A 24,955-nucleotide genomic window follows, 5' to 3' on the forward strand; every position below is an offset into this window, starting at 1 on the left:
CGCTCGGTTTCGATCCCCGCCAAGGGCGAAAGCTGGGCAGGCTCAGTCGCTTATTATCGCATTCTCGTGACTTGGATTGGCCTGCGGATCGTCAGCCGACGCGACGGGCATCGACGATGCCGATCGCGGCGGCGGCCGCTTCCTCGATGGTCAGGGCCGAGGTGTCGAGCAGGACGGCGTCCTCCGCCAGCTTGAGGGGAGCGTCGCTGCGACCGGAATCGCGCGCGTCGCGCCGGCGGATATCGGCCAGGATGCCTTCGAAAGTGGCAGGCTCGCCGCGTCCCGTCAGCTCGCGATGGCGGCGCGCGGCACGCACTTCGGGCGTGGCGGTGACGAAGAGTTTTGCGCCCGCCTCCGGGCAGATCACCGTGCCGATATCGCGCCCGTCCAGCACCGCGCCGCCGGGTTGCCCGGCGAAGCGGCGCTGGCGCGCGATCAAACCGCTGCGCACGGCCGGCATCGCCGCGACGACGGAGGCGGCCTCGCCGATCTCGCGCCCGCGCAAGCTGTCTTCGGGAAAGGCGGCTTCATCGAAGCTCGCGACGATTGCCGCTGCGGCGTCCGCGTCCTGGATGTCGTGGCCTGCATCGAGCACGGCCCTCGCGACCATGCGGTAGAGCAGTCCGGTATCGAGATAGGGCAGGCCGTAATGCGCGGCGAGCCGGCGCGCCAACGTGCCCTTGCCGGAGGCGGCGGGACCGTCGACCGCGATGACAAGCCGCTCCCGCCCATCGTTGCGGCTCATGCGATGTCGCCTCCAAGCCCGTTCATCAAGGCGACGAAGCTCGGAAAGCTCGTCGCGATCATCGCGCCGTCATCGACCGTCATCGGTTGCCGCGTCGCCAGCCCCATCACCAGGAAGCTCATGGCGATGCGGTGGTCGAGATGGGTCGCTACCAGGCCGCCGCCGGCAACCTCGCCGCCACGGCCCTCGACGATGAGATCGTCGCCTTCGATCGCGCAAATGACGCCGGCTGCCTTCAGCCCGGCCTCCACGGCAGCCAGGCGATCGGATTCCTTGACGCGCAGTTCCTGCAGGCCGCGCATCCGCGTCGTGCCCGCGGCGAAGGAGGCCGCGACCGCCAGCACCGGATATTCGTCGATCATCGAGGGCGCGCGCTCGGGCGGAACCGTGACGCCCTTCAGGGCGCCGGCCCGCACGCGCAGCGTCGCGACCGCCTCGCCGCCCTCATTCGCCTCGCTCTCGACGCTGATATCCGCGCCCATCTCGCGCAAAGTGGTCAAAAGCCCGCTGCGCAGCGGATTGGTCATCACGCTCTCGATCAGGATGTCCGAGCCCGGCACGATCAGGGCCGCGACCAGCGGAAAGGCGGCCGAGGACGGGTCTGCCGGCACCACGATCGGCGCAGCCTGCAATTCGGGCTGGCCCTTGAGCATGATGCGCCGTCCATGCGCTCCATCCGGCGAAACCGAGACATCCGCGCCGAAATGCGTCAGCATCTTTTCGGTATGGTCGCGCGTCGCCTCCGTTTCGATCACGGTCGTCTCGCCGGGAGCGGCCAGGCCCGCCAGCAGCACGGCGGACTTGATCTGCGCCGAGGTGACCGGCGTGCGATAGGTGATCGGCACCGCCTCCTTCGGCCCGCGCAGGGTCAGCGGCACGCGCCCGCCCTCCTCCTGCGCGACGATCGTCGTGCCCATCAGTTCGAGCGGGTCGAGGATGCGCCGCATCGGGCGCTTGCGCAGCGAGGCGTCGCCGTCGAAAACCGTGGTGATCGGGTGGGCGCCGCAAACGCCCATCATCAAGCGCGAGCCGGTGCCGGCATTGCCGAAATCGAGTACGCCGCCGGGTTCGCGCAAGCCACCGACACCGACACCGCGGATGCGCCAGCTGCCCGGCCTGTCGTGATGGACGATCGCGCCGAGCGCGCGCGCGGCATCGGCCGTGCGCATCACGTCCTCGCCCTCGAGCAGGCCGCTGATCCTCGTCTCGCCGATTGCGAGCAGGCCGAAGATGAGCGAGCGGTGCGAGATCGACTTGTCGCCGGGCACGCGCACGCGTCCCGCAAGTGGGCCCCTGCTGCGTGCGGTGACGGGGATCGGGGGCTGCGCGTGGGCCACTTTGGTCTCTGCCGGCTGGTCTCGGGGAAGCGCGGGCTGCCTAGCATGACCCTTAGCCAGGCGTCACGCGCCCCTCGGGGCGAAATCAACATTTGACAGGGCCGCCTGCCCCGACTAACGGACGCGCCTGCTTTTCAGAACATGAATGATTGAAGGTCCGACGCAGTGGCGAAACCGGAACTTGGAACTAAGCGCGTTTGCCCGACAACGGGCCGCAAATTCTACGACCTGAACAAGGATCCGATCGTCTCGCCCTATACCGGGCAGACGTTCCCGCGTTCGATGTTCGAGCCCCAGGCGAAGGCGGCGGCCGTTGCCGCCAAGCCTGCCGATGACGAGGATGAGATCGAGGTCGCCGACGGCGCAGTCGAACTCGTCTCGCTCGACGAGGCCGATGCGGAAGCCACCGAGAAGGAGGCCGTCGTCACCAGCGAGGACGATATCGAAGTCGAGGACGACGACATCGCCCCCGAGGACGACACCTTCCTCGAAGAAGACGAGGAAGGCGATGACGACGTCGCCGACCTGATCGATGGCGACATCGAGGGCGACGAGGACGTTTGAGGATTCCGCCCTCTGGGCGGGCCCTGTGAAGGAATGACGATTAGGCGACATTCAGCGCTTGAGTCTTCCGGCACTCCCGCCTATAGAGCGCTTCGCCGCTCGCAGCGGCGACAAGGACGGGACGGTCGATCACCGCAAAGGTGAGGCATGACCGCCCGGGAATATCCCGGCTGACCCCCAAATCAGCCGGCTAGCGTGGGGCCATAGCTCAGTTGGGAGAGCGCTTGAATGGCATTCAAGAGGTCGGCGGTTCGATTCCGCCTGGCTCCACCATTTCTTCTCCAAGCTGAATAGCTGGAACGAGGCAGGATTGCCCGGGATCGACCGGGACTATCCCCGTCTTTACCCCGATCGATCAAGATTGGCGACGGTTTCCGGCGAATCAGCCGGCAGCACGCCCCGCGACCGTGGCAAGTATCGGCCTGCGCGACACCGAGCTTTCGCCAGAACCACTCGGGAGGTGGCTGAACGTCTTGTGCGGTTCGCACGGGACGGTCACAAAAGGACCTCCATAGTGCATGCGGAACTCGCTGTTGGGGGGCGCCTTGGGATTCTGGAGCAAGAAGGACACGCCACCTCCCACCCTGCCCGGGGAGTGGACCTCAGACCTATGGGACGAGTTCTCGCGCAAGAACCATGTGGTGCAAGGCTTCGTCGGCCTAGACGCCATGAACACTCGCTGTGACATGGATGACCCCGGCCACCCCGCAGACATTAAGGTCCAGTTTTCGGGGAGACTGGGCGCGGACACGCAAAGTGCATTGAGGCAAATGCGGGTCAGTGTCGGGTTCGAGCCCACTTCTGAGAGCTTGCGGCTCGCCAGCCGGCTTGGTGAAGGGGCAATGGGCTGGGGCCAAACGACGAACTGGGAGACGCGCAGCCCGCCCTCCCTGCATCTCCAGCTGTTTGGCACGGCACAACAGCAGCGGGCGCTGGAGGAGCTGTTTGTCCGGGCCAAGCTGCTGCGATTGCCGCACGTGGCCATGAACTACTGGGGCACCGTCGTGGAGCCTTGGTGGGAGCCGCAAGCAACCTTCGTGCGTGTCTTCAGCCTCTCGCGCGTGATCTTCGTTCAGAACCTCAGCTTGACAGGAGACGCGCCGGAGTCGGCAACGCCGTGGCCATGAGGGGGCGATGCGCCTTTGAAAGGGCACGCTGATCCCAGCCTTTACCCGCGACCGATGAAGATTGGTGACGGTTACCGGCGAATCAGCTGGCAAGCCGCGCCCTACGACCGCTGCTAAGTATCAGCCTGCGTGACACCGAGCTGTCGCCGGAGCTGCGCCCTGTCCAGGCAGGAGACGTCATAGGTCACTTCGCGACCTTTGAATTCCTGATGAGTGGCGAGCTGTTTGGTCATGGAGCGCGTGATCTCGTCGATCCGGGCCTCGCAGGCTTCGACACTGGTGAAGCCCATCTCGCTGATTCGCGTTGCCGTGCAGGTCGGCTCCCCCGACACGCAGGCCATGATGACCATCGTAAAGGCATCCATGAATTCACTCCCAAGGTGGCTCTGCGCCGGGGGTGGCCTCTCTCCGCTCAAAAGTGATGCTTCATGGTTACCCGAGCCTTAAGAAGCCTCGCCGGGCATGAGGAGCAAATCCCGCGCCAACGCCGTCTTCACGGGGAGTGCCTGGCTGCGGCTGGGGCAGGATGCGAAAAAGTGGAAGCCGGTTTTTCGCATTGATCCGGCTCTCGAGCATTTCCGATCCGGCCGGGTCGCTCGCTCGAAAACGCCCTACCGCCTGCGCCGCCGGTTGGAGCGCGCACGCCGGCGTCTGACGGCTTTCATCATCAGTGTCAGCATGGCGAGCAGCATGTTCGACAACGTTCGGTTCTGGAGTTTCGCCCGGCATCCTCCCGACCCTCGAAGGCAGCCTTATGTCGAAAGGCTACATCGATGCTGGCACGTTTAAGGCAGCAGTCTGTGCGGCCGCGACGCTCGGCATGGCCGCTTGCCCTGTGTTGGAGCGCGCTTTCTCCGCGCAAACGCTTCGCGTTTGTCGCGAGCGAACCGGTGCCCCCTTCGCTCGAAAGCGCTCCAGGCGCCCGATCCGGAATGTGGCGTGCTCGTGAACCTGTTGCCGTTCTGCCGCGACTAACCGATCGGGCATCGCGTTTGCGCAGCCTTGCCGCCCCGGCCCTTCCCCTCCCAGAGCATTGCGCGAAAAAGTGGGTACCGGTTTTTCGTGGGAGCAATGCTCCAAGCTTTTAGAATCGATCACGTTATTCGCATTCGGACGGCATCGTCCGAATGCGCCGTGATCGAATGGTGGCCGGGGCGGCATCCGTCGCAATCAAGCAGCCTCACCAGTTGATGCCGGTCTGGGCAGGTCCGTAACCTGCGGATACCAAGCTTCGCGCGCAAATGAACATTCATCGCTGGCGGAAGTTCACCCCTTTTAAGTTTTAGCTAATCTGGGGAGAGTTTCATGGATCGCCGGTCATTTCTGCAAGCAGCCATGGTTTCTGCTCTCCCCTCGGCAGCACTTGGACAAAGCGCGCCGGCTGGGATGTCACCTGAACAGAAACATGCGGCGGAAACCCTGGAAGCGAGCGCGACGTCGCTGGAGGCAAGCCGCGCGGCGGCCACCAAGGCCGTCGATGCGAATGTCCGACGATTTGCCCAGTTCGAGGCGGCTGAGCAAGAGGTGGCGGCATCCGTGGTCAAGGCCGCCACCGGCATGTCGGAGACCGCTCCTCCACCCCTGACTGCCGAGGCGAAAGCCATGGTCGAGATTCTGAAGGCGATGCCGAACGGTCCGGAATTCGACAAGGCCTATGTGAAAGGGCAGGTCGAGGGCCACCAGCGGCTTCTGCAAATCCAGGAGGTCTATCTGACCAACGGCAAGAATCAGACCCATCGCTCGATCGCGATGCTGATTCGCGGCCATATCAAAGAGCACCTGGCTCAGCTGGAACTCATGAACAAGCTGCCGGCTTAGTTTGCGCCGTGCGCGGCAGCGCGAGCCTTATAGATGCCGCAGCCACTCCGCTGCAGCCTCGGCCGGCGGCCGCTCGCTGTTGAAGGCGCCGATGAAGTTGCCGTCCTTGCCCATCAGATAGACCAGCGCGGTGTGGTCCATGGTGTAGTCGCCATCCTTGAGCGGGACCTTCTTGGCGTAGGCGCGGTAGGCCTTGACCGTGGCGTCGATCGCCGCCTGATCGCCGGTCAGTCCGACGATGCGCGGATCGAAGCTGCCGAGATAGCTCTTCAGGGTCTCCGGCGTATCGCGCGCGGGATCGACGCTGATGAAGAGCGCGCGCAGCTTCTCGCCCTTGGCGCCGGCGGCGCGCAGCATCTCCGAGATCTCGAACAGCTTGGTCGGGCAGATGTCGGGGCAATGGGTGAAGCCGAAGAACACCAGGAAGGGCGCGCCGCGCAGCTCCTTGTCGGTCAGCGTCTTGCCGTCCGGCGTCGTCAACGAGAATGGCCCACCAACGCTCGCCGTCCCGGTCTGATTCTGTCGTGTCGGCGAAAAGGTGATGATCGCGGCCGCGGCGAGCGCAAGCGCCCCCAGAAGAAAGACGATCAGGGGCAGGATGAGGCGGCGTTGCACGGCGGACGATCCGGTTTCAGGGCGTTTGGACGGGGCTCAGAAGCAGGCGACGAGGGCGGCGATGAGGCCATCGGTGAAAAGCCGATCGCCTTCGCGCCACCACAGCAAGAGCCCGGTCAAAAGCAGGCCGAGCGCGCCGCCCGCGAGCAGCAGGATGCCCGCTCGCGACGGCGGGGCCGTATCCTGCTGCGGATCGTCCTGCGCTTGCGTCATGCGCTAACTCTTACCCCCGCGCGGCCGCCGCCGGAAGCGGCCTCCGTGACGCAGGTCATGAGCGTTTGGGGAGGATTGGAGCGACGAAGCGGAGCGAGGTCGAACCCGAAGGGTTCGCAAGGGCGACTGCCCGCCGGCCGGTCAGGCCGCCCCATCGGAGCGGTGAGCGAAGCGAAATCGCGTGAGATACGGGAAATGAAGCGGGCGATCGAGATCGAACCAACGCCATTCAGCTTGGGAAGCGGGACCAAGCCATTGAAATACTGCGCCTGTGTTCCCGTACAGATGGACCGGCGGAATGGCTGGATTGCGATAAGACGCTCGCTCGCGATCTCATCGGTTGATGGAGGGGCGCGGATCATCTACCCGAAGCTTAAGCGTAGCGCGATGCCACCCGAAACGCTGCGCAATGCCCCGTCAGGGCTCTTCCGAGGCTAGCAGCATTCGATGTCGATTGAGCGTTTCGACACTGTCGTCCTGGGCGCCGGTGCTGCTGGAATGATGTGCGCGATCCATGCCGCATCGCGCGGTGGGCGTGTTCTCATCGTCGATCATGCCAAAGCGCCCGGCGAAAAAATCCGCATTTCCGGCGGGGGCCGCTGCAACTTCACCAATATCGGTACGAGCGCGCGCAATTTTTCGTCGAATAATCCGCATTTCGCCAAATCCGCGTTGGGCCGCTACACGCAGCATGATTTCGTGGCGTTGGTCGAAAAACACGGCATCGCCTATCACGAGAAGACGCTCGGGCAGCTCTTCTGCGATGAGTCCGCCAAGGACATCATCGCAATGCTGATGGACGAGATGGCGCGCGCGGCCTGCGAGCTGCGCCTCAAAACCACGCTGCAAAGCCTTGAGCGGGTTGACGGCGGCTTTGCAGTCACGCTTGGCGGCGATGGCGCTACAAAGATTCGGTGCCGGCAGTTCGTCGTTGCGTCCGGAGGAAAATCGATCCCGAAAATGGGGGCATCCGGTCTTGGCTACCAGATCGCCGGCCAGTTTGGTCTGGCGGTGACGGAGACACGCCCGGCTTTGGTGCCGCTGACATTCGGTGAAGACGTGCTTGCCGGGTTTCGCGACATGGCCGGCGTTGCCGCGGCTGCGCGCGTCTCGTGCGGCAAGGCGACATTCGACGAGGCGCTGCTGTTCACGCATCGCGGACTTTCCGGCCCCGCGATCCTGCAGATTTCGTCCTACTGGCGCGAGAAAGCACCGATCAGGATCGCCTTCCTGCCCACGCAGGACGTGTTCGCCGCGTTGCGCGCTTCCAGACAGGATAACGGCCGCAGAAGCATCGCCAATACGCTTGGTGATATCCTGCCGAAGCGATTGGCGGCTTATCTCGCCGATGCCCATGGCTGGGCGGGACCCATCGGCGACGCAAGCGACAAGAAGCTCGCCGCGATCGCGTCCACCATTCAGGGCTGGGACGTCATGCCCATCGGATCGGAAGGATACCGGACAGCGGAGGTGACGCTCGGTGGCGTCGATACGTCCGGTCTGAACTCACGGACTATGGAAGCAAGCACAGTCGACGGCCTGTACTTCATCGGTGAAGTGGTCGACGTCACCGGCTGGCTTGGCGGCTACAACTTCCAATGGGCATGGTCATCAGGCTGGGCGGCAGGGACCGCCATCGCCGAACGCACCGGCTGAGATGCTTGCGCAGCGCCAGGGGAAATTCCTGAACGATTGAGAATGCACGACGGTGTCCCCAGCCGGACCATGCCGGAAAGTTCGGGGCTCCCCTACCGCGGATGCCTACCGAGACTGTGATCCTTTGAGGGGCACGTTGGATGGAGCCGGCATTGGCGTAATTTCTCCCCCAATCTCAATAGAGAGTATGTCTAAATTTGGTATCTCCAGTAATGTTTGCCGCTCGGCGGCAAAGTCACATCGTACCTATCGACTATCCTATAGATCAGAGTCGCCCTATCGTCCATATCACCTCATATAGCGGCAGCAATTGCATGTTTTTCGGGTCCGAAACAAAAATATCTCATGGCACCGCCCGCGTTAACATTGTCGCTGATTGAGCGTATGCACTCAAGTGCGGAGATGACACTAATCAGACGCTTGGTATCCGCCCGAGGGCGCCCTAACGGGTCCGAGAAGAGCGGGGCGGCCTTGCCCGTTTGCAGACGTTCGGAAGGTCGGACGAGGGGTGGGAAGTAGATATCGCGAAAGCCAGCCCCTAAGGCATCCCCTTCGTTGGGACGACGGTTCCGTTCGCCCTAGCGTTAGCAGCGAACCGGAAGCTTTCGGAGGCCGTGTCCACTCGCATGCCGGCCACCTGATCGAGCTTGGTGGCTAGGAAGTTCTGGATGACATCGTTCATCGAGCGTGATCGTTCGGTGAAGATGCGACTGAAATCCTGCGATCGGTATCGAATTAGAAACAGCGAATAGAACAGCATAAGGAGATTGAATGCGATTTCCGCTTCATGGTCGCCCTGCTCCTTCGACCGATCGCGCAACTGCCGATATGAGATCACTTCGACTCCGATGGATTCATCGGACAGGTGGATGATGTGCGCCACGAACTGCGCATAGAACTGCCGCCGGAAATCATAGTCTGGGATCGCTTTCTGGATCGTCTGGACCATGTAGGTCGAGACAAGGAAGCGCTTGTCATCCGGCATCATCACAAACTGCATGAAGGTGCTCTCAAGCTCGGCTTCGATTTGGCGAAGCATCCTTCTGGCTTCTCTCCCGAAGCGAATGAGAGTCCAAATCGACATCTGACTTTCTCCGGATCGGGAATGCCTCGCGAAATTTACGATCTTGATGCAAGACTATATCGCGGCGTCCTGACCAAGCTGCACATTAATAGTTAGCCGCGCGTGATCTTGATCGCTGGGAACGCCTAACCCATCATGCGTTCGGGTCAAAATCGGCTCTGATCTTTTCCCTGATGAAATCGCTTCGGACGCCGACCAACAGGGCACGGGCAATCGACCGGTCATTCGCGACCACAGCCATGCTAGGGCGACGGTCGCTTTCTAAGATATTGAGATACCGGGATAAAATGGAGCGGGCGATCGGGATCGAACCGACGACATTCAGCTTGGGAAGCTGACGTTCTACCACTGAACTACGCCCGCATGCCGGTTCGCGGGCATGCGCCTGCCGCCGACATCGCCCTCCATAGCGGGATCGCCGGCGCGAGTCATCTCCCAATAAGGGCCAATGCACGATCTCGATTCGCGCGGTCATCTCCCTGGCAAAGCGGCATCGCCGGTTGGCCAGGGAGATGACGAGGCGGCGGTTCTTTTCCCAAACCCTCGATTTTCACCAATAGCATCAGGCGCCTCCGCATCACGCTGCCCGGCACGCTCGAAATGGCTGGCAGGGCATGGCGCACAGATTCCACCATCACGACCCCGATAAGCTGAGGCCCGCTGCGAAGCTCTTGGCACCGGCGAAACCCGTCGGCATCGGCTCCGGCAGCGCCCTGTCCGGAGGATCGCAGGAGCGCCTGACATCGGCCAGGGCGCGGGCGGCATGAGCGATGCGATGACGCCCGCCGGTTTGCTCCACCGTCTCGTCGCCTTCGACACGACCTCCCGCAACTCCAATCTGGAGCTCGTGGGCTGGGCGGCGGCCTTGCTCGAAACCGCCGGCGCCAGAATCCGGCTCACGCATGACGGCGGCGGCGCCAAGGCCAATCTGCTCGCCAGCTTCGGGCCGGATGCGCCGGGTGGGATCGTGCTCTCCGCCCATACCGACACCGTGCCTGTCGACGGCCAGAGCTGGAGCAGCAACCCTTTCGAATTGACGCGGCGCGACGGCCGCTTCTACGGGCGTGGCGCGACCGACATGAAAGGCTTCGTCGCCTGTTGCCTGGCTTTCGCGCCGCAATGGGGCCAGGCGCGATTGAAGCGCCCGGTCCACCTGGCCTTGAGCTATGACGAGGAGGTCGGCTGCTTCGGCGTGCCGAGGCTCGTCGCTGATCTCGTCGCAAACCTGTCCAGGCCGGCACTCGTCGTGGTCGGCGAACCCACCGGCATGCGCATCGGCGATCGCCATCGCGGCTATCTCGGCTTCCGGACGGTTTTCCACGGCCATGCCGTGCATTCCGGCAATCCCGGCAGGGGGGTGAGCGCCATCGCGGCTGCGGCGCGTTTTGTCGGCCTTCTCGACGGGCATGGGGCGCACGACGCCGAAGGCGACGACCGGACGACGTTCAATGTCGGCCAGATCTCCGGCGGGACCGGCATCAACGTCGTGCCAGGCCGCTGCGAGGTCCTCTGGGAGATACGGCCGGCCGCGAGCGCCGACATCACTGCGTTGAGGAGCACGACCGAGGCGTTCATCGCGCGCGCCGCGCCGCCGGGCCTGCCGCCTGAAACCCGGGAAACCGTGACGATCCCGCCGCTGCGGCCGGAGGCGGACAATCCGGCGCTCGCGATCGCCCAGGAGCTCGGCGCGACCTTGCCGCTGATGGAGCTGCCCTTTGGAACCGAGGCCGGCTTCTTCCAGGCGGCGGGTATCCCGACCGTGGTCTGCGGCCCGGGCTCGATCGAGCAGGCGCATCAGGCGGATGAATGGATCGCGGCGGAACAGTTGGAGGAAGCGATGCGCTTCCTCGCTCGCGCGACGCAATGGGCCGAGGCCTGAGGCAACACAAAACAGCTTAAGGCAACACAAAAACAAGGGGATCTTCATGTCGGCAGAACAGATGCAAGCAGGCCTCGGACAGTCCGGGCCAATCTCGGCGCCCATGCGTGCCAAATCCCGTCGCGCCATCATCGCGGCGACGATCGGCAATATGCTCGAAACCTACGATTTCGCGGTCTATGGCTTCTTCGCGATCATCATCTCGCGGCTTTTCTTTCCCGCCGGCGACGAGACGGTGTCGCTGCTTCTCACGGTCGCGACCTTCGGCGTCGGCTTCTTCATGCGGCCCGTCGGCGCGATCGTGCTCGGCAGCATGGCCGATAGCAGGGGGCGCAAATTCGCGCTGTCGGTGACGATCCTGCTGATGGCGCTGGGTACCGCCATGATCGGTTTCGCGCCGACCTATGCCAGCATCGGCGCCTGGGCTCCCGCCATCATCGTGCTGGCGCGCCTGATCCAGGGTTTTTCGGCCGGGGGCGAGATCGGCGCCGCGACAGCTTTCCTCGTCGAGCATGCGCCGCCAGGCCGCCGAGGCTTCTTCGCGAGCTGGCAGCAGGCCAGCCAGGCCTGCGCCTTGCTGCTCGGCTCGCTCCTGGGCGCGGCCATCACCGGCCTGCTCTCCCAGGAAGCGCTGGAGAGCTGGGGCTGGCGCATTCCGTTCCTGCTCGGCCTGCTCATCGGCCCTGTCGGCTTCTATATCCGCGCCCAGACCGAGGAAGCCGAGGAGTTCACGCAAGCCGCCAACAAGCTGCCCGGTTCGCCGCTGAGCGAGGCACTGCGCTTCCATAAGCGCAGCATCGCCACGGGTTTCGGCATCACGATCACCTGGACCGTCTGCACTTATTTTTTCCTGATCTACATGCCGACCTATGCGGTGCGCCAGCTCCACCTGCCGCAGAGCACGACCTTCCTGGCCAATGCGGTCAGCCTGGTCGTGCTGCTCGTGCTGGCGCCGGTCTTCGGAGCCTTGTCGGACCGCATCGGCCGCCGCCCGCTTCTGGTCGGTCCCGCCCTCGCCATCGTGGTGCTGACCTATCCCTTGCTCGCGCTCCTCAGCGCGTCGCCGACGCTATGGTCGCTGCTCGCCTTCCAGATCGTCTTCGCGACCCTGATCGCGGCCTTCACCGGAACCGCGCCGGCCGCGATCGCGGAAATATGCCCGGCGGAGATCCGTTCGACGGGAACCTCGATCGCCTACAATCTTGCCGTCACGATATTCGGCGGCTTTGCGCCGTTCATCGCCACCTGGCTCATCGCCAGGACCGGCAACGGCCTGTCGCCGGCCTGGTATGTGACCGCGGCGGTGGCCTTCAGCGCCGCGATCATCCTGGCGCTGCATGGCCGCCCGCGTGGGGCGTCCGAAAGCCGCGGGATGCCCGATCCGATCCTGGCTCCGGCCGGTCGCGAAGGCTGATCGATCAAGGGCCGGGGTCGATCGCTCCCCGGCCCATTCAGCTGCGAGCGGCGGTGGCGAATTGCAGCGGGGTCACGCCGTAGCAGCGCTTGAAGTGCCGGGTCAGGGCGCTTTGATCGTAGAAGCCGCAATCAACCGCGACATCGGCGATACCAGCGCCTTGGCCGAGGCGGCGGCAAGCCACATCCAGGCGAAGCTGCGTGACATAGGCATGGGGCGTCAGCCCCGTCGTCCGCTTGAACAGGCTGATGACCTGATACTGGGTCAGCGCCAGCGCCTGGCCGAGATCGGACAGGGAGACAGCCTCGTTCAGCCTCGCCCGTATCATCTCGAGGGCCATCTTCAGCCGGGCGCGATCACGCGGCGCCGGCTCGATGCGGCCGCCGCCGCTGCCATGGCGCGCAAACAGCATCGCGAATGTCGAGATCATCAGCTCATTGGCCTGGAGCGCGTCGCGCCCATCCTGGAGCACGCCGTGCAGCAACAGGAAGCGCGAGATGAGGTCGAGATCGGGGAACAGGTTCCGGGTGAAATAGGGCACCGTGTCGATGCCGAGCCCCCGCGCCACCGCGTCGATCGCGGCTTGCTCGAGATAGAGCGAGCGGTAGCGCCATCTCGGGCTTGCTCCCATTCCGCCCGAATGCGGCTCGGCGGGATTGAAGGCCAGCAGGGTGGAGGCGCTCGCCTGTTCGACAAGCCCCCTGCTGCGGAAGACGGAGCCGCCAAACTCGGTTGCGGCGATGACGAAAGCCTCGTGGCGATGCGGGGCATAGTGCTGCGTCTGGAAGTCGGCGTGCATCAGGCTCAAGCCATCCCAGCGGTGGTCCCGCCAGTAATGGGCCACATTGAGTGGATCGATGCGCGCCATGGCAGAAACCCTCCCCGATCAATCCTTCGCCTGGATGTCCGCAGGCATCGCGGGGGCAGGCTGAGCGCGCTGGACCATGCGCAGCAGCGCGTCGACGAGCTGTTGTATGAATGTCGGGTCCAGCCGGCGCGTGCCGAGCAGGATCCGGAACCAGACGGCGCCCGAGAACAGGTCGATGACGAAATCCGCATTGTCGGGAAAGGCGATTTCCCCGCGATCAGTGGCCCGCTTCAGGATGGAGCGCAGAATCTCCCGGCGCGGCGCGACATAGGCGTCGTGCAACTGGCTGGCGAGGCCCGGATCGGTCTGGGCCTCGGCGATCAGCCCCGAGAGGATGTTGCCGGCGGGCGTGTCCGCGTAAAGGTCAGATAATCGTTGCAGGAGCCTCGTCAGATCGCTGGCCAGGCTGCCCGCATTCTCGGCCCCGAGGCCGGCGGGGACGAGCCTGCCATAGACCTCGATGAAGAGCGCGGCCTTGTTTGGCCACCAGCGGTAGATCGTCTGCTTGCCGACGCCGGCCTGCGCGGCGATGTCCTCGATCCCTGTATGGCCATAGCCGCGCCGGCCGGCGATGTCGGCCGCGGCCGCAAGCACGGCCTCGTGGGACTGTGCCGATCGGCGGGGAGCGGTGATGGCGGCGGAGGTCATGAGCTAAGTTAAGTGAGACGGAACGTCTCGTCTAGCTTGTCGCTTGCCGCCCCGGATAGGAGCCGACGATGCTAGGAGATGTGCAGACTCTCGACATCGTCCGGACTTGCGGACATGGCATATCGCCTCGCACCAGCGAAAACGGTAGAATATGATCCATTTTCAGGCCGCCACTCCTTGCTTAACCATGTATAGTTTAGAAATATACCAATGAGATAGTCTTGCAGAGCGGTTTTCAACTTGCGCGCGACGACTTATGAGACAGGCCCTGGCGATCCAAGGGCAGGTACGTTCTTGCCGCCGGCAGGTTTGGAACGATCGATGACGCAGCAGATGTTTCACGAAATAGCGGTCGCGCGGCGCCAGATCCTGACGCCGGGCATGGTGCGGCTGACATTCGCGGGAGAGGGCCTCGCCGCGTTTGCCTCCACCGGAATCGGGGACGAATATGTCCGCCTGTTCTTTCCCGACGAGGCGACCGGCGAAACGGTGCTCCCCATCATCGATGGCGAGGGGCGCTGGACCTATCCGGAAGGCAAGCCGCCGGTCCGCTACTCCACCTATACCGTGCGCCGCTTCGATGCGGCTGCGCGCGAGCTCGACATCGATTTCGTCGTGCATGAGGGCGGTCTGGCCAGCGAATGGGCGCAGGCTGCTCCGCCCGGGCACCGCATCGTCATCAATAATCCGCGCGGCCTGTATCAGCCGCCTCCGGATTTCCGCTGGCAAGTGCTGCTGGCCGACGCGACCGGCTTGCCGGCCCTGGCGCGGCTCATCGAGGACACGCCCGACGCTATCGCCAGCCGCGTCGTCATCGAAGTCGCGGATGAGGCGCATAAGCAGGCGCTGCCGCCTCATCCCCGGGCCTTGGTGACCTGGCTGCATGGCTCCGGCAACGGGCTCTGCGCCAGCAGGCTGGCGGAGGTTTTCCAGCGGATTCCTCTACCGGAGGGCTGCGGCTATCTCTGGGGATCGGGCGAGCAGACCGCCATCCGCGCGATCCGCCAGAGAGCGCGCAAGATGCCCGTCTTCCAGGACGGCCGCAGCAAGCTGATCGCCTATTGGATCGAGGAGGGGGCGGAGGGCCGCGGCCGTCCCGAAGCGCTCGCATCCGAGGTCAGCGCTCGGATCGGGGCCGACTGGTCCGGGCTTGTGGAGACGAAGGCGCCGGGCCTGCTGACCATGAGCTGAGGCGAGGCCGAAGGTCGCCGTCAGGCATCGCTCGCAGAGGGCGATGCTCTCAATCCACCAACCAACACAATCATCACCTCGGTCGATCCCGCTGCGGGCCCGCGCCGAGGCGGCCCTGTGCTCAGGCCTGCGGTTTGACAGCCCAGGTGCCCAGGCGCTATGGCTCATTCATAAAATAAAACGCGTTCAAAATACTGAACGATGGGATGAGGCGACAGGATGAGTGGGCGAGGCGCTGAGCGCATCCTCGAATTCATCGAATGGCTGGCACGCCGCTACGAGCCGGCGACGCTTGCCGAGATCACGCAGGCGATGGCGGTGCCCAAGAGCAGCGCGCTGTTGCTGCTGCGCTCGTTGGTTTCGGCCGGCTATGTGCTGCGGCAGCCCGACGGGCTTTATGTGCTCATCCGTTTGCCGGGCGAGCCTTCCGCCGGGCAGCAGGGCTGGGGCACGATCCTGCGGGTCGTCGAACCCGTCCTGCGCGAGGCCGTCAATGCCGCCCGCGAGTCGGGCTTCATCGCCATCCTGACCGAAGGCAAGGTCCGCTACCTCAACAAGCTCCTGCCCCTGCGCGAGATCCGCTACGACCGGGATATCTCGCATGCGCGCACCCTGCACGAAGTCGCCAGCGGCATCGTCCTTTTGACCGGAATGAGCCCGGGCGAGCGCGAGGCCTATCTCGCCGGGCTCGACGAGGCGACGGCGGCCACCGTGAGGGCGCATGTCGAAGCCGCCAGGCGCGACGGCGCCTTCGTCAATCTCAAGGGGGTCGTCGAAGGCGCAGCCGGAATCGCGGCGCCGATCCTGTCGCAGGACGGCAGGGTCGTCGCGGCCCTCAACATCTCGGGACCGCGTGAGCGGATCGCGCAAGACCAAGAGCGCCTGAAGGCGCTGACCATCGCCGCCGCGGCGCAGGCAAGCCACGAGCTTGCGAAGCGCTCGGCGTTCTTTGCGAAAAACACAGGGAGAAACGACCGTGATCAAGGGCCTTCTGACTAGTTTGTTCACCGCTGCCGCGCTGGTGGCCTCGCCCGGCATCGGCTCGGCGCAGGCGCCTGCCACGCCGAGCTATTATCCCGCCGATTACGGCGCGACGATCGAGGCGTCGCGCAAGGAAAACGGGCTCGTCATCTATTCCAACATGGCGAACAACAACTGGAAGCCGGTGCTCGACGGCTTCCGCCAGAGCTATCCCTGGATCAAGGTCGAGACGCTCGATCTCGGCTCCGGCACCGTGCATTCACGCTGGGAGGCCGAGGCCGGCAGCGGCGCGCGCACGGCCGATCTGCTGATCTCCGGCGCCAATGACCGCTGGGCCGCCTATGGCCTGGACGGGCGCATGCTCGACTACAGGAGCCCCGAGGCCGAGAAGGTGCCCGCCTTCGGCAAGCCCTATCCCGGCGTGTTCGTGGCCTCGTCCGATCCGCTGGTGCTGACCTACAACACGGCGCTTCTGAAGGAGGGCCAGCGGCCGACCGGCCTCGCCTCGCTCGCCAAGATGGCCGCAGCCGATCCCGGAACCTATAAGGGCCGGATCACCACCTATGACGCGGCGCGCAACTCCTTCGGCCTAGCGGCCTGGTGGCAGACCTTGCACGAGAAGGGCGATGCCGGCTGGACGGCCTTGCGCGCGATCGGGCCTATGATCCGCGGCGAGGTCTCGGGCGGGCCGATGAACGAGAAGATCGCGGCCGGCGAATATGTCGTCGGCATCGCGGTCTCCGGTATCACCATCTTCCCGCGCCTCGACGAGCCGGGCGGCAAGATCCTGGGCTTTGCCTTCCCCGATGACGGTACGCCGGTGATGCTGCGCGGCATGGGCATTCCCAAGCAGGCCGCCAACATCAATTCCGCCAAGCTCTTTCTCGATTTCCTGCTCAGCAACAAGGGCCAGACCCTGCTCGGCAAGGGCGGTCTCGTGCCCTATCGCGAGGACGTGGCGGAAAGCGAGGTCCGCTACACCTATCAGGGCATCGCCCAGAAGGTCGGCGAGAAGAACATGATCGTCGTCGGCTTCGACAAGGCCCTGATCGAGCAGGCCAAACCCTTCGTCGAGAAATGGAACGCCGCCATGCAGGGCCGCTGAGGCCGTCCGCACGCTGCAGCCGCTCCAATCACAAGGTTCGCCCCATCATGGATGCCGCCCTCGAGCGAACGGGCTTCGACCGTTCGCGCCTGATCTTCTGGAGCGTCGCCGCGCTGACGACGCTGCTCGTCATCGGGCCGATCGCGCCGATCGCGATGCAGGCCTTCCTGAACAAGCCGCTCTACGACGCCTCGGCTACGCTGACCGCGGCCAATTTCGGCCGTCTCGTCACTGAAGCCGGCATCGGCGAGATCGCGCTCAACACGGTGATCTTCGCGGTTCTCTCGACCATCTTCGCCCAGGTCTTCGGGGCGCTGGCTGCGGTTGTGATCGGGCGCACCAACCTGCCCGGCCGAGGCTGGCTCGGCGAGGTCCTGGTCTGGCCGCTCTTCGTCAGCCATCTCGTCATCGCCTTCGGCTGGCTCACCATGTACGGCCCTTCGGGCTACGTCACGCTCGCGGTACGGAGCTGGACCGGCGTGACGCCGTGGGATCTCTATTCCCTCTCCGGCATGGGCGTCGTCGCCGGGCTGTCGCAGGCGCCGCTCGCCTTTCTCATGTGCCTGGGCGCCGTCAGCAAGGCCGATGCGCAGCTCGAGGCGGCGGCGCGTTCGGTCGGCGCCGGTCCGTTCCGGGCGCTGTGGAGCGTCACCGTGCCGATGATGCGCCCGGCCCTGATCTATTCGACCGTGCTGAACTTTGTCGTCGCGATCGAGATGCTCTCGATCCCGCTCTTGTTCGGCGCTCCCAACAAGATCGAGACCATCACCAGCTTCCTCTATGACAAGGGCATCAACGCCGCCGTCCAGCCCGATTACGGTATCGTCGGCGCGGCCGCGCTCATCCTGCTCGCGATCGTCGCCTTCCTGGTCTGGCTCCAGGGCCGCCTCATGGTCGGCAGCAACCGCTTCGTCACCGTGCGCGGCAAGGCGAGCCGGCCCGCTCTCCTCGATCTCGGCCGCTGGCGCTGGATCGTCTTCGCGGCGGTGTTCGCCTATGTCTTCTTCACCATCGTCCTCGTCTTCGCCGGCACGCTGATGCGGGCGAGCGTCAGCTTCCTGACCCCGCTCGTGCCGTTCTGGACGCTGCTGACGACGAAGAATTTCGACCTGATCCTGCAGACGCCGAACTATATGCGCTCGATCGGCAATTCGGTGCTGATCTCGCTCATCGGCGGCGTGATCGGCACCGTTCTGGTCGCGATCATCACGCTGGTCTCGCGCCGTTCCGAATTCAAGGGCGCGCGCCCACTGGAATACATCGCACTGTTCCCGCGCTCGCTGCCCGGCATCATCGCCGGCCTCGGCTTCTTCTACGCGGTGATCTGGGTGCCGGGGCTCGACACGATTCGTGGCACGATCTGGATCCTGATCCTCGCCTTCATGGTGCGCTACATCCCGGTGGGCTTCGGCACGATCGCGCCGGCGCTGGCCCAGATCGGCGACGAACTCGATCGCGGCGCGCGCATCTCCGGCGCCGACTGGTGGACGACGGTGACGCGGATCATCGCACCGCTGCTCAAGCCGGCGCTGTTCTCGACCTTTGCGCTGCTCTTCATCCATTTCTTCAAGGAGTATGTGACGGCCGTCTTCCTGTTCCAGCCCGGCTCCGAGATCATCGGTACGACGATGCTGCAGCTCTGGGCCCAGGGCGATAACGGCCCCGTCTCGGCTCTCGCGACCATCCAGGTCGTCATCACCGCCATCTTCGTGCTCGTCGCACGCCGCGTCCTGGGAGCCAAAATCTATGGCTGATCTCGTTCTCGACCGTCTCACCATCGCCTATGGCGACGTCAATGCCGTCGACGACATCTCGCTCACGGTCCCCTCGGGCGAGTTCCTGACGCTGCTCGGCCCCTCCGGCTGCGGCAAATCGACGACATTGTTTGCGATCTCGGGCCTGAATGAGGCGACCTCCGGCACGATCCGCATCGGCGACAAGGTCTTCTTCGACGGCGCCAAGCGCATCGCCGTGCCGCCGGAGGCGCGCAATATCGGCCTCGTCTTCCAGAGCTATGCGCTCTGGCCGCACAAGACGGTGGCGCAGAACCTCTCCTTCCCGCTGGAGCTGCGCAAGATCGGACGCGCAGAACGCGACAGCCGCATCAAGGAAGCGCTCGACCTCGTCGAGATGGGCAAATACGCCGAGCGCTACCCTTTCGAGCTTTCCGGCGGCCAGCAGCAGCGCGTCGCGCTGGCGCGCGCTTTGGTCTACCGGCCGCGCCTGCTGCTGCTGGACGAGCCCTTGTCCAATCTCGACGCCAAATTGCGCGAGCGGGCCCGCATCTGGCTGCGCGAATTGCAGGAGCGCCTCAACGTCACGACGATCTACGTCACTCACGACCAGTCAGAGGCGCTCGCAGTGTCCGACCGCATCGCGGTGATGAGCATGGGCAAGATCCAGCAGCTGGGCACGCCGACCGATATCTATGAGCGCCCGGCCAACGCCTTCGTCGCCGATTTCATCGGCTCGGCCAATTTCATCGAGGCGGAGCTTGTCGGCCGCTCCGCCGGGCTGGCGCAATTGCGCCTCGGCGACGGCACGCAGCTCGTCGCCAGCTCCTGCCCCGACGCGGTCAGCGGCAAGCTCGTCCTGGCCGTCCGGCCCGAGCGCATCGAACTGACCGATGCTCCCGGCGCGAATGTGCTCGGCGCGCGGATCACGCACAGCTCCTATCTCGGCTCGGTCCATGAGCACGAAATGGCGGGGCAAGGCTTCAGGCTGCGTGTCCAGACGAGCCGGGCGGTGAGCTCACCCGAGGTGCTGGTCCGCATCCCGCCGGAGGCGATCATGATCTTCCAGAACGGCCCCGAAGCGCTTTGAACAAGGGACCCGCTTTGAACAAGGGATCATCGCCATGCTGATGCGCAGCAAGCTCTTCGTCCCCTGCTCGCGGCCGGAGCTCTTCGCCAAGGCGGCCGGCTCGGCTGCGGATTCGCTGTCCTTCGATCTGGAGGACGCCGTCGCCGAGGAGCGCAAGGACGAGGCCCGGGCCCAGCTCGCGGCGTTCCTGCGCTCTCCCGAAGCCGCGCGCGGCAAGACCGTCGTCGTGCGCGTCAACGCGCTGGGTACCCGGCATTTCCAGGCGGATATGATGGCGGTGGTCATGCCGGCTGTGCACCTCGTCAACCTGCCGATGGTCGAGGATGCGGAGACGGTGCGGCAGGCTGCCCTGCTGCTCGACACGCTTGACGCCGCGGCTGGTCGTGCCCAGCCTACCGGGCTGCTGATCAATATCGAGACGCCGAAGGCCTTGCGCCGGGCAGCCGAGCTCGCAACCGCCCATCCCCGCGTCGCCGGGCTTCAGATCGGCTACGCCGACCTGCTCGAACCGACCGGCATCGACCGGCGCGACGAGGCGGCGCTGGCTCATATCCGCGTTGCCGTCCGCCTCGCCGCCGCTGAAGCCGGCGTCGCGGCCTATGACGGTGCCTTCGGCGGGGTCAATGATCCCGATGGATATCGCGCCGAGTGCGCGGCGGCCCGGCGCCATGGCTTCGCCGGCAAGAGCTGCATCCATCCGAGCCAGATCGCGATCGCCAATGAGAGCTTCATGCCCACGGCCGCCGAGATCGCCCGCGCCCGGACAATCCTGGCCGCAGCCGAGGATGCGCAAGCCAAGGGCGTCGGCGCCTATCTGGTCGATGGCCAGATGATCGATGCGCCCTTCCTGATCCGCGCCCGCGCCATCGTCGCCTTGGCTGATGCGACCGAGCGCGCGCAAACCAATCCGGACATCTGAGACATGAGCGAACTTCATCGCCGCGATTACGAGCCGGCCGCGAAAGGCAGCCTCGACGGCATCCGCATCCTCGACCTGTCGCGTCTCTTCGCCGGCAATGTGCTGACCCAGGTGCTCGGCGATTTCGGCGCCGAGGTGATCAAGGTCGAGCCGCCCGAGGGCGACACTTTGCGGGCCTGGAAGACCGAAGGCATCGAGACGCATTGGAAGGTCTATGCGCGCAACAAGAAGAGCCTGTGCCTCAACCTGCGCGACCCGCGCGCCTGTGGGCTGATCCGCGATCTGGTCCCGAGCGCCCAGATCCTGATCGAGAGCTTCCGGCCCGGCGTGCTGGAGAAGATGGGGCTCTCGCCTGAAGCGCTGCTTGCGATCAACCCCCGCCTCGTCATCATCCGCATCTCGGGCTGGGGCCAGGACGGGCCTTATGCCCAGCGCCCCGGCTTCGGCACGGTCATCGAGGGCGCCTCAGGCTTCGCCGCGATCAACGGCTTCGCCGATCGCGAGCCCGTGCTGCCGCCAATGTATCTCGCTGACGGCATCGCCGGGCTCTATGGCGTCTCGGCGGCGATGATCGCGTTGCGCGAGGTCGAGATCAATGGCGGCAAGGGCCAGGTCGTCGACCTGCCGCTGCTCGACCCGCTCTTTGCGATCCTGAGCCCGCAAGCCGCGAATTACCGCCTGACCGGCAAGGTCAAGCCGCGCACCGGCAGCCGCTCGACCAACTCCGCCCCGCGCAATGCCTATCGCTGCAGCGACGGCGCCTATGTCAGCCTGTCCGGCTCGATCCAGAAGATGACCGAACGGCTCTTCCGTGCGATCGGCCGGCCGGACTTGATCGAAGATCCGCGCTTCCGCACCAATGCCGATAGATTGCGCCATGTCGAGGAATTGGACGCCATCATCGGCGCCTTCATCGCGCAGCGAAGCCAGGCCGAGAACGTCGCCTTCTTCGAGAAGGCCGAGGTCACGATCGGCCCGATCTACGATACGCCGCAGATCATGGCCGATCCGCATGTGATCGCGCGCGAGCTGATTGCCGACTATCCCGACCCGGATATGGGCAGCCTGCCGATGCACCATGTCGTGCCGCGCCTGACCGACACACCGGGCTCGATCCGCACCAAGGCGCCGCGCCTGGGCGAGCACAATCGCGAGATCCTGGCCGGGCTCGGCGTGACCGAGGACGCGATAGTGGAATTGGCGCAGGCCGGCGTGCTCCACGGCGGCTGATCCCAGCCCATCGATATTCCCAGACCATGCAGATCCAGCAAGGACATCCATAAATGAGCCAGACGCTGCTCCGTATCGCCGCCGTACTGTTTGCGTTGTCGCCTTTGCCGACGCTCGCGCAATATCCGGACAGGCCGATCAAGATGGTCGTGCCCTATGCGGCCGGCGGCGGCGCCGACAGCACCGCCCGCATCGTCGGCCAGCAGATGAGCCAGACGCTCGGCCAGCAGATCGTGATCGAGAACCGTCCGGGCGCCGGCGGCGTGATCGGTGCCGATTTCGTCGCCAAGGCCCTGGCCGACGGCTACACGCTGCTCTTCGATGCCTCGGCCTTCGCCGCCAATCCGACCCTGCGCAAATTGCCCTTCGACCCCAAGGCGGATTTCATCCCGGTCTCGCTCGTCGTGATCGCGCCCAATATCCTCGTCGCCAGCCCCAAGGCGCCCTACAAGACGGTCGCGGAGCTGCTCGACTACGCGCGCAAGAACCCGGAGAAGGCGAGCTACGCCTCGGCAGGCGCGGGATCGGCCTCTCATCTCGCCGGCGAGGCGCTGAACCGTGCCGCGGATCTCAACATCGTGCATGTGCCCTATCGCGGCGGAGCACCGGCGCTCAACGATGTCATCGGCGACCGCGTCTCGCTCTATTTCGGCAATACGGCCTCCACGCTCGGCCAGGTCACCTCGGGTTCCGTGCAGGCGCTCGCCATCGGTTCTCCGAAGCGCTCGCCATTGCTGCCCGAGGTTCCCACGCTGATCGAAAGCGGCCTCAAGGATTTCGAGACGCAGGAATGGAACGGGCTCTTCGCGCCGAAGGGCACACCGCCAGCCATCGTCGAGCGCCTCTCGCGCGAAATCGTCGCCGCGGTCGCCAATCCGGAGATCAAGGCGAAGCTCGAAAAGCTCGGGCTCGAGCCGGTCGGCAACAAGCCTGACGCCTTCGCGCGCTTCCTGGACGACGAGATCGGCCGCGCGGCCACCACCGTCAAATCCCGCAACATCAAGATCGACTGAAGCGCGTCGCATCTCGGTCACGCGAAGGAGCCGCCGATGGCGGATGATGGTCCGGTCCCCAATTCCACCGGCATGGCGGCGCCTCGCTCTGCCGTGCCGGCGGGTGCTTGCGACGCGCATTGCCATATCCTGGATCCGCGCTTTCCGAGCCCGGATGCGGTGAAGCCGTCCGGCATGACGTTCGAGGACTACCGGCGGCTGCAGGGGCGGCTCGGCACGCAGCGGGCGGTGGTGGTGCAGTCCAAATTCCATCGCAAGGACCATGCCTGCCTGCTCGACGCATTGCGCCGCTTCGGCGGGGCTGGTCGCGGCATCGGCGTGCTCGATCCCGGCGTCGACGACGCCGAACTGAAGCGGCTCGACGCGGGCGGCGTACGCGGTTTGCGCTTCAGCGTCTGGAACCCGGCCGACACCGTCACGACGATCGAGATGATCGAGCCATTGGCCCGGCGCATTGCCGATCTCGGCTGGCATGTGCAGCTGCATATGATGGGCGACCAGATCGTCGCGCATGCGGCCCTGCTCAAGCGCCTGCCATGCCCGATCGTCTTCGACCATATGGGCAGGCTGCCGCTGTCACTCGGGCCAGAGCACGCAGCCTTCGCGGTGATCGGCGATCTGGTTGCGGCGGGCCGGGCCTGGGTCAAGCTCGCCGGCGCCTATCTCAATACGCAAGCCGGCGCGCCCGATTATCCCGACGCCAGCCAGATCGCGCGCGCCTTCGTCGCTCTCGCGCCCGAGCGGCTCGTCTGGGGCAGCGACTGGCCGCATGTCACGGAGCCTGCCGGGCACAAGCCGGACGATGCCGTCCTGCTCGATCTCCTCGATGGCTGGTCCGGCGCGGAGGCGGTGCGGACGCGCATCCTCGTCGACAATCCCGCAGAGCTTTACGGTTTCGGCTGAGGTCCCAGCCGCTTCATTTCACAACCCGTTGAGACTGGACACCCCGCTATGAGCAATGTCGGCTTCCGGATTTTCCGAAGGATCAACCGCCCCGATCCGGGCCTGGTCCGAGCACTGGCCGTGATCCCGGTCGCCAATATCGCCGACGAGATGAACCGATTGTTCTGTCTGGATGCCGCGATCCGGCCGTGGAACCGGGCGCTGATGGCGGGCTGTGCCTTCACGGTGCGGGCCCGGCCGGGCTGCAACCTCCTGGTCCACAAGGCGCTGGACATGGCCGCGCCCGGGGATGTCGTGATCGTCGAGGATGGCGGCGATCTGACGACGGCGCTCGCCGGCGAGAACATGGTGCTCTGGGCGCGCAAGCGCGGCCTCGCCGGCCTCGTGGTCGATGGCGCAATGCGTGATGTCGACGCCATCCGCGAGCTGGATTTTCCCGTCTATGCGCGCGGCGCCACCCCTCGCGGCCCGCATCGCAACGGGCCGGGCGAGATCAATGTGCCGATCTCCTGCGGCGGTGTCGTCGTCAACCCCGGCGATATCGTGCTCGGCGATGGCGACGGCGTCCTGATCGTTCCGCCGCGCGAGGCGCAGGCCATCCTCGAACGCGCCAAGGGCAAGCTCGCCAAGGAGCTCAAGACGCGCGAAAGCATCGCGGAGGGCACATGGGACCGCTCGGCCTATGCGGACGAGGCCCTGGCGCGGATGGGCTGTGACATCATCGACGAGGCGTTCGAGCACGGCCGCTGATCACGTGCAGACGGGGCCCTGTCTCTCGACAGGGCCCGGAGTCGTGCGGGTTACCGCCCGCCCTTCTCTCGG

At 65.2% G+C, this 24,955-nt stretch carries 24 protein-coding genes and 2 tRNA genes; 17 read left to right on the top strand and 9 right to left on the bottom strand.

From position 1 onward, the window contains the following. Window positions 1-91 precede the first annotated feature (91 nt). Together cmk and aroA are read right to left on the bottom strand one after the other, a co-directional pair. On the bottom strand, window positions 92-745 hold the full coding sequence (gene cmk, locus ACSQ3P_RS30935; RefSeq protein ID WP_436169245.1) for a (d)CMP kinase: 654 nt from the start codon (window positions 743-745) through the stop codon (window positions 92-94). Continuing rightward, entirely contained in the window at window positions 742-2,082 is a 1,341-nt protein-coding gene (aroA, locus tag ACSQ3P_RS30940) for a 3-phosphoshikimate 1-carboxyvinyltransferase (protein ID WP_436169246.1), read from the bottom strand. The genes cmk and aroA overlap by 4 nt, the downstream gene beginning before the upstream one ends. 165 nt (window positions 2,083-2,247) lie before the next feature. On the opposite strand from aroA, the gene ACSQ3P_RS30945 reads away from it, so the two are divergent. From ACSQ3P_RS30945 to ACSQ3P_RS30955, 3 genes are all read left to right on the top strand, one after another. Continuing rightward, window positions 2,248-2,646: a TIGR02300 family protein gene (locus tag ACSQ3P_RS30945; RefSeq protein WP_436169247.1), complete on the top strand. Its 399-nt coding sequence runs from the start codon at window positions 2,248-2,250 to the stop codon at window positions 2,644-2,646. 197 nt (window positions 2,647-2,843) lie between these two features. Next, window positions 2,844-2,919: transfer RNA gene (locus ACSQ3P_RS30950), tRNA-Ala, on the top strand. 245 nt (window positions 2,920-3,164) lie between these two features. After that, window positions 3,165-3,773, top strand: coding sequence for a hypothetical protein (locus ACSQ3P_RS30955; protein ID WP_436169248.1), 609 nt, complete (start codon window positions 3,165-3,167; stop codon window positions 3,771-3,773). A gap of 113 nt (window positions 3,774-3,886) precedes the next feature. Here ACSQ3P_RS30955 and ACSQ3P_RS30960 read toward each other — a convergent pair whose 3' ends face one another. Further along, entirely contained in the window at window positions 3,887-4,138 is a 252-nt protein-coding gene (locus ACSQ3P_RS30960; RefSeq protein WP_436169249.1) for a hypothetical protein, read from the bottom strand. 940 nt (window positions 4,139-5,078) lie between these two features. Here ACSQ3P_RS30960 and ACSQ3P_RS30965 point away from each other — a divergent pair. After that, on the top strand, window positions 5,079-5,591 hold the full coding sequence (locus ACSQ3P_RS30965; RefSeq protein ID WP_436169250.1) for a DUF4142 domain-containing protein: 513 nt from the start codon (window positions 5,079-5,081) through the stop codon (window positions 5,589-5,591). Window positions 5,592-5,618: 27 nt separating this feature from the next. Here ACSQ3P_RS30965 and ACSQ3P_RS30970 read toward each other — a convergent pair whose 3' ends face one another. Both ACSQ3P_RS30970 and ACSQ3P_RS30975 read right to left on the bottom strand, forming a co-directional pair. Next, entirely contained in the window at window positions 5,619-6,206 is a 588-nt protein-coding gene (locus ACSQ3P_RS30970; protein ID WP_436169251.1) for an SCO family protein, read from the bottom strand. Window positions 6,207-6,242: 36 nt separating this feature from the next. Next, window positions 6,243-6,419: a hypothetical protein gene (locus tag ACSQ3P_RS30975; RefSeq protein WP_158516160.1), complete on the bottom strand. Its 177-nt coding sequence runs from the start codon at window positions 6,417-6,419 to the stop codon at window positions 6,243-6,245. A 453-nt stretch (window positions 6,420-6,872) separates the two neighbouring features. Here ACSQ3P_RS30975 and ACSQ3P_RS30980 point away from each other — a divergent pair, with 453 nt between their 5' ends. Further along, a complete protein-coding gene (locus ACSQ3P_RS30980) occupies window positions 6,873-8,075 on the top strand; it encodes an NAD(P)/FAD-dependent oxidoreductase (RefSeq protein WP_436169305.1) in 1,203 nt (400 codons plus the stop codon). Window positions 8,076-8,613: 538 nt separating this feature from the next. On the opposite strand, the gene ACSQ3P_RS30985 is transcribed toward ACSQ3P_RS30980, so the two are convergent. Continuing rightward, window positions 8,614-9,159, bottom strand: a complete 546-nt coding sequence (locus ACSQ3P_RS30985) for a hypothetical protein (protein ID WP_436169252.1) — start codon at window positions 9,157-9,159, stop codon at window positions 8,614-8,616. A gap of 288 nt (window positions 9,160-9,447) precedes the next feature. Next, a tRNA-Gly gene (locus tag ACSQ3P_RS30990) sits at window positions 9,448-9,522 on the bottom strand. 400 nt (window positions 9,523-9,922) lie between these two features. On the opposite strand from ACSQ3P_RS30990, the gene argE reads away from it, so the two are divergent. After that, the gene (argE, locus tag ACSQ3P_RS30995; RefSeq protein ID WP_436169253.1) at window positions 9,923-11,038 is read left to right on the top strand and encodes an acetylornithine deacetylase; all 1,116 of its coding nucleotides are present in this window, start codon (window positions 9,923-9,925) and stop codon (window positions 11,036-11,038) included. A gap of 103 nt (window positions 11,039-11,141) precedes the next feature. Then, entirely contained in the window at window positions 11,142-12,452 is a 1,311-nt protein-coding gene (locus ACSQ3P_RS31000; RefSeq protein WP_436169254.1) for an MFS transporter, read from the top strand. Between the two features lie 37 nt (window positions 12,453-12,489). Here the strand turns inward: ACSQ3P_RS31000 and ACSQ3P_RS31005 are convergent, their stop codons facing one another. After that, window positions 12,490-13,320, bottom strand: coding sequence for a helix-turn-helix domain-containing protein (locus tag ACSQ3P_RS31005; protein ID WP_436169255.1), 831 nt, complete (start codon window positions 13,318-13,320; stop codon window positions 12,490-12,492). Window positions 13,321-13,338: 18 nt separating this feature from the next. After that, complete coding sequence (locus ACSQ3P_RS31010) at window positions 13,339-13,968, bottom strand: TetR/AcrR family transcriptional regulator (RefSeq protein WP_436169256.1); 630 nt, start codon at window positions 13,966-13,968, stop codon at window positions 13,339-13,341. 321 nt (window positions 13,969-14,289) lie between these two features. On the opposite strand from ACSQ3P_RS31010, the gene ACSQ3P_RS31015 reads away from it, so the two are divergent. From ACSQ3P_RS31015 to ACSQ3P_RS31060, 10 genes are all read left to right on the top strand, one after another. Beyond that, complete coding sequence (locus ACSQ3P_RS31015; RefSeq protein WP_436169257.1) at window positions 14,290-15,159, top strand: siderophore-interacting protein; 870 nt, start codon at window positions 14,290-14,292, stop codon at window positions 15,157-15,159. Between the two features lie 219 nt (window positions 15,160-15,378). Then, on the top strand, window positions 15,379-16,158 hold the full coding sequence (locus tag ACSQ3P_RS31020) for an IclR family transcriptional regulator domain-containing protein (protein WP_436169258.1): 780 nt from the start codon (window positions 15,379-15,381) through the stop codon (window positions 16,156-16,158). Further along, on the top strand, window positions 16,136-17,245 hold the full coding sequence (locus tag ACSQ3P_RS31025; RefSeq protein WP_436169259.1) for an ABC transporter substrate-binding protein: 1,110 nt from the start codon (window positions 16,136-16,138) through the stop codon (window positions 17,243-17,245). The genes ACSQ3P_RS31020 and ACSQ3P_RS31025 overlap by 23 nt, the downstream gene beginning before the upstream one ends. 47 nt (window positions 17,246-17,292) lie before the next feature. Further along, window positions 17,293-18,999 (top strand): ABC transporter permease, encoded by a 1,707-nt coding sequence (locus tag ACSQ3P_RS31030; RefSeq protein ID WP_436169260.1) that lies wholly within the window; start codon window positions 17,293-17,295, stop codon window positions 18,997-18,999. After that, the gene (locus ACSQ3P_RS31035; RefSeq protein WP_436169261.1) at window positions 18,992-20,068 is read left to right on the top strand and encodes an ABC transporter ATP-binding protein; all 1,077 of its coding nucleotides are present in this window, start codon (window positions 18,992-18,994) and stop codon (window positions 20,066-20,068) included. The genes ACSQ3P_RS31030 and ACSQ3P_RS31035 overlap by 8 nt, the downstream gene beginning before the upstream one ends. A 34-nt stretch (window positions 20,069-20,102) precedes the next feature. Further along, entirely contained in the window at window positions 20,103-20,987 is an 885-nt protein-coding gene (locus ACSQ3P_RS31040; RefSeq protein ID WP_436169262.1) for an HpcH/HpaI aldolase/citrate lyase family protein, read from the top strand. 3 nt (window positions 20,988-20,990) lie between these two features. Then, entirely contained in the window at window positions 20,991-22,217 is a 1,227-nt protein-coding gene (locus tag ACSQ3P_RS31045) for a CaiB/BaiF CoA transferase family protein (protein ID WP_436169263.1), read from the top strand. Between the two features lie 53 nt (window positions 22,218-22,270). After that, entirely contained in the window at window positions 22,271-23,230 is a 960-nt protein-coding gene (locus ACSQ3P_RS31050; RefSeq protein WP_436169264.1) for a Bug family tripartite tricarboxylate transporter substrate binding protein, read from the top strand. 36 nt (window positions 23,231-23,266) lie between these two features. Then, window positions 23,267-24,133, top strand: a complete 867-nt coding sequence (locus tag ACSQ3P_RS31055; RefSeq protein ID WP_436169265.1) for an amidohydrolase family protein — start codon at window positions 23,267-23,269, stop codon at window positions 24,131-24,133. Between the two features lie 48 nt (window positions 24,134-24,181). Beyond that, window positions 24,182-24,883: an RraA family protein gene (locus ACSQ3P_RS31060; RefSeq protein WP_436169266.1), complete on the top strand. Its 702-nt coding sequence runs from the start codon at window positions 24,182-24,184 to the stop codon at window positions 24,881-24,883. Window positions 24,884-24,955: the final 72 nt, after the last annotated feature.

Source organism: Allobosea sp. LjRoot9, from assembly GCF_964252745.1.
Classification (GTDB): Bacteria; Pseudomonadota; Alphaproteobacteria; order Rhizobiales; family Beijerinckiaceae; genus Allobosea.

Excerpts from the sequence above, each read along its gene's own strand:
- cmk (WP_436169245.1), bottom strand. The coding sequence starts at position 745 with ATGAGCCGCAACGATGGGCGGGAGCGGCTTGTCATCGCGGTCGACGGT.
- ACSQ3P_RS30955 (WP_436169248.1), top strand. The coding sequence starts at position 3,165 with ATGCGGAACTCGCTGTTGGGGGGCGCCTTGGGATTCTGGAGCAAGAAG.
- ACSQ3P_RS30960 (WP_436169249.1), bottom strand. The coding sequence starts at position 4,138 with ATGGATGCCTTTACGATGGTCATCATGGCCTGCGTGTCGGGGGAGCCG.
- ACSQ3P_RS30965 (WP_436169250.1), top strand. The coding sequence starts at position 5,079 with ATGGATCGCCGGTCATTTCTGCAAGCAGCCATGGTTTCTGCTCTCCCC.
- ACSQ3P_RS30975 (WP_158516160.1), bottom strand. The coding sequence starts at position 6,419 with ATGACGCAAGCGCAGGACGATCCGCAGCAGGATACGGCCCCGCCGTCG.
- ACSQ3P_RS30985 (WP_436169252.1), bottom strand. The coding sequence starts at position 9,159 with ATGTCGATTTGGACTCTCATTCGCTTCGGGAGAGAAGCCAGAAGGATG.
- argE (WP_436169253.1), top strand. The coding sequence starts at position 9,923 with ATGAGCGATGCGATGACGCCCGCCGGTTTGCTCCACCGTCTCGTCGCC.
- ACSQ3P_RS31000 (WP_436169254.1), top strand. The coding sequence starts at position 11,142 with ATGCGTGCCAAATCCCGTCGCGCCATCATCGCGGCGACGATCGGCAAT.
- ACSQ3P_RS31005 (WP_436169255.1), bottom strand. The coding sequence starts at position 13,320 with ATGGCGCGCATCGATCCACTCAATGTGGCCCATTACTGGCGGGACCAC.
- ACSQ3P_RS31010 (WP_436169256.1), bottom strand. The coding sequence starts at position 13,968 with ATGACCTCCGCCGCCATCACCGCTCCCCGCCGATCGGCACAGTCCCAC.
- ACSQ3P_RS31015 (WP_436169257.1), top strand. The coding sequence starts at position 14,290 with ATGACGCAGCAGATGTTTCACGAAATAGCGGTCGCGCGGCGCCAGATC.
- ACSQ3P_RS31020 (WP_436169258.1), top strand. The coding sequence starts at position 15,379 with ATGAGTGGGCGAGGCGCTGAGCGCATCCTCGAATTCATCGAATGGCTG.
- ACSQ3P_RS31030 (WP_436169260.1), top strand. The coding sequence starts at position 17,293 with ATGGATGCCGCCCTCGAGCGAACGGGCTTCGACCGTTCGCGCCTGATC.
- ACSQ3P_RS31035 (WP_436169261.1), top strand. The coding sequence starts at position 18,992 with ATGGCTGATCTCGTTCTCGACCGTCTCACCATCGCCTATGGCGACGTC.
- ACSQ3P_RS31040 (WP_436169262.1), top strand. The coding sequence starts at position 20,103 with ATGCTGATGCGCAGCAAGCTCTTCGTCCCCTGCTCGCGGCCGGAGCTC.
- ACSQ3P_RS31045 (WP_436169263.1), top strand. The coding sequence starts at position 20,991 with ATGAGCGAACTTCATCGCCGCGATTACGAGCCGGCCGCGAAAGGCAGC.
- ACSQ3P_RS31050 (WP_436169264.1), top strand. The coding sequence starts at position 22,271 with ATGAGCCAGACGCTGCTCCGTATCGCCGCCGTACTGTTTGCGTTGTCG.
- ACSQ3P_RS31055 (WP_436169265.1), top strand. The coding sequence starts at position 23,267 with ATGGCGGATGATGGTCCGGTCCCCAATTCCACCGGCATGGCGGCGCCT.
- ACSQ3P_RS31060 (WP_436169266.1), top strand. The coding sequence starts at position 24,182 with ATGAGCAATGTCGGCTTCCGGATTTTCCGAAGGATCAACCGCCCCGAT.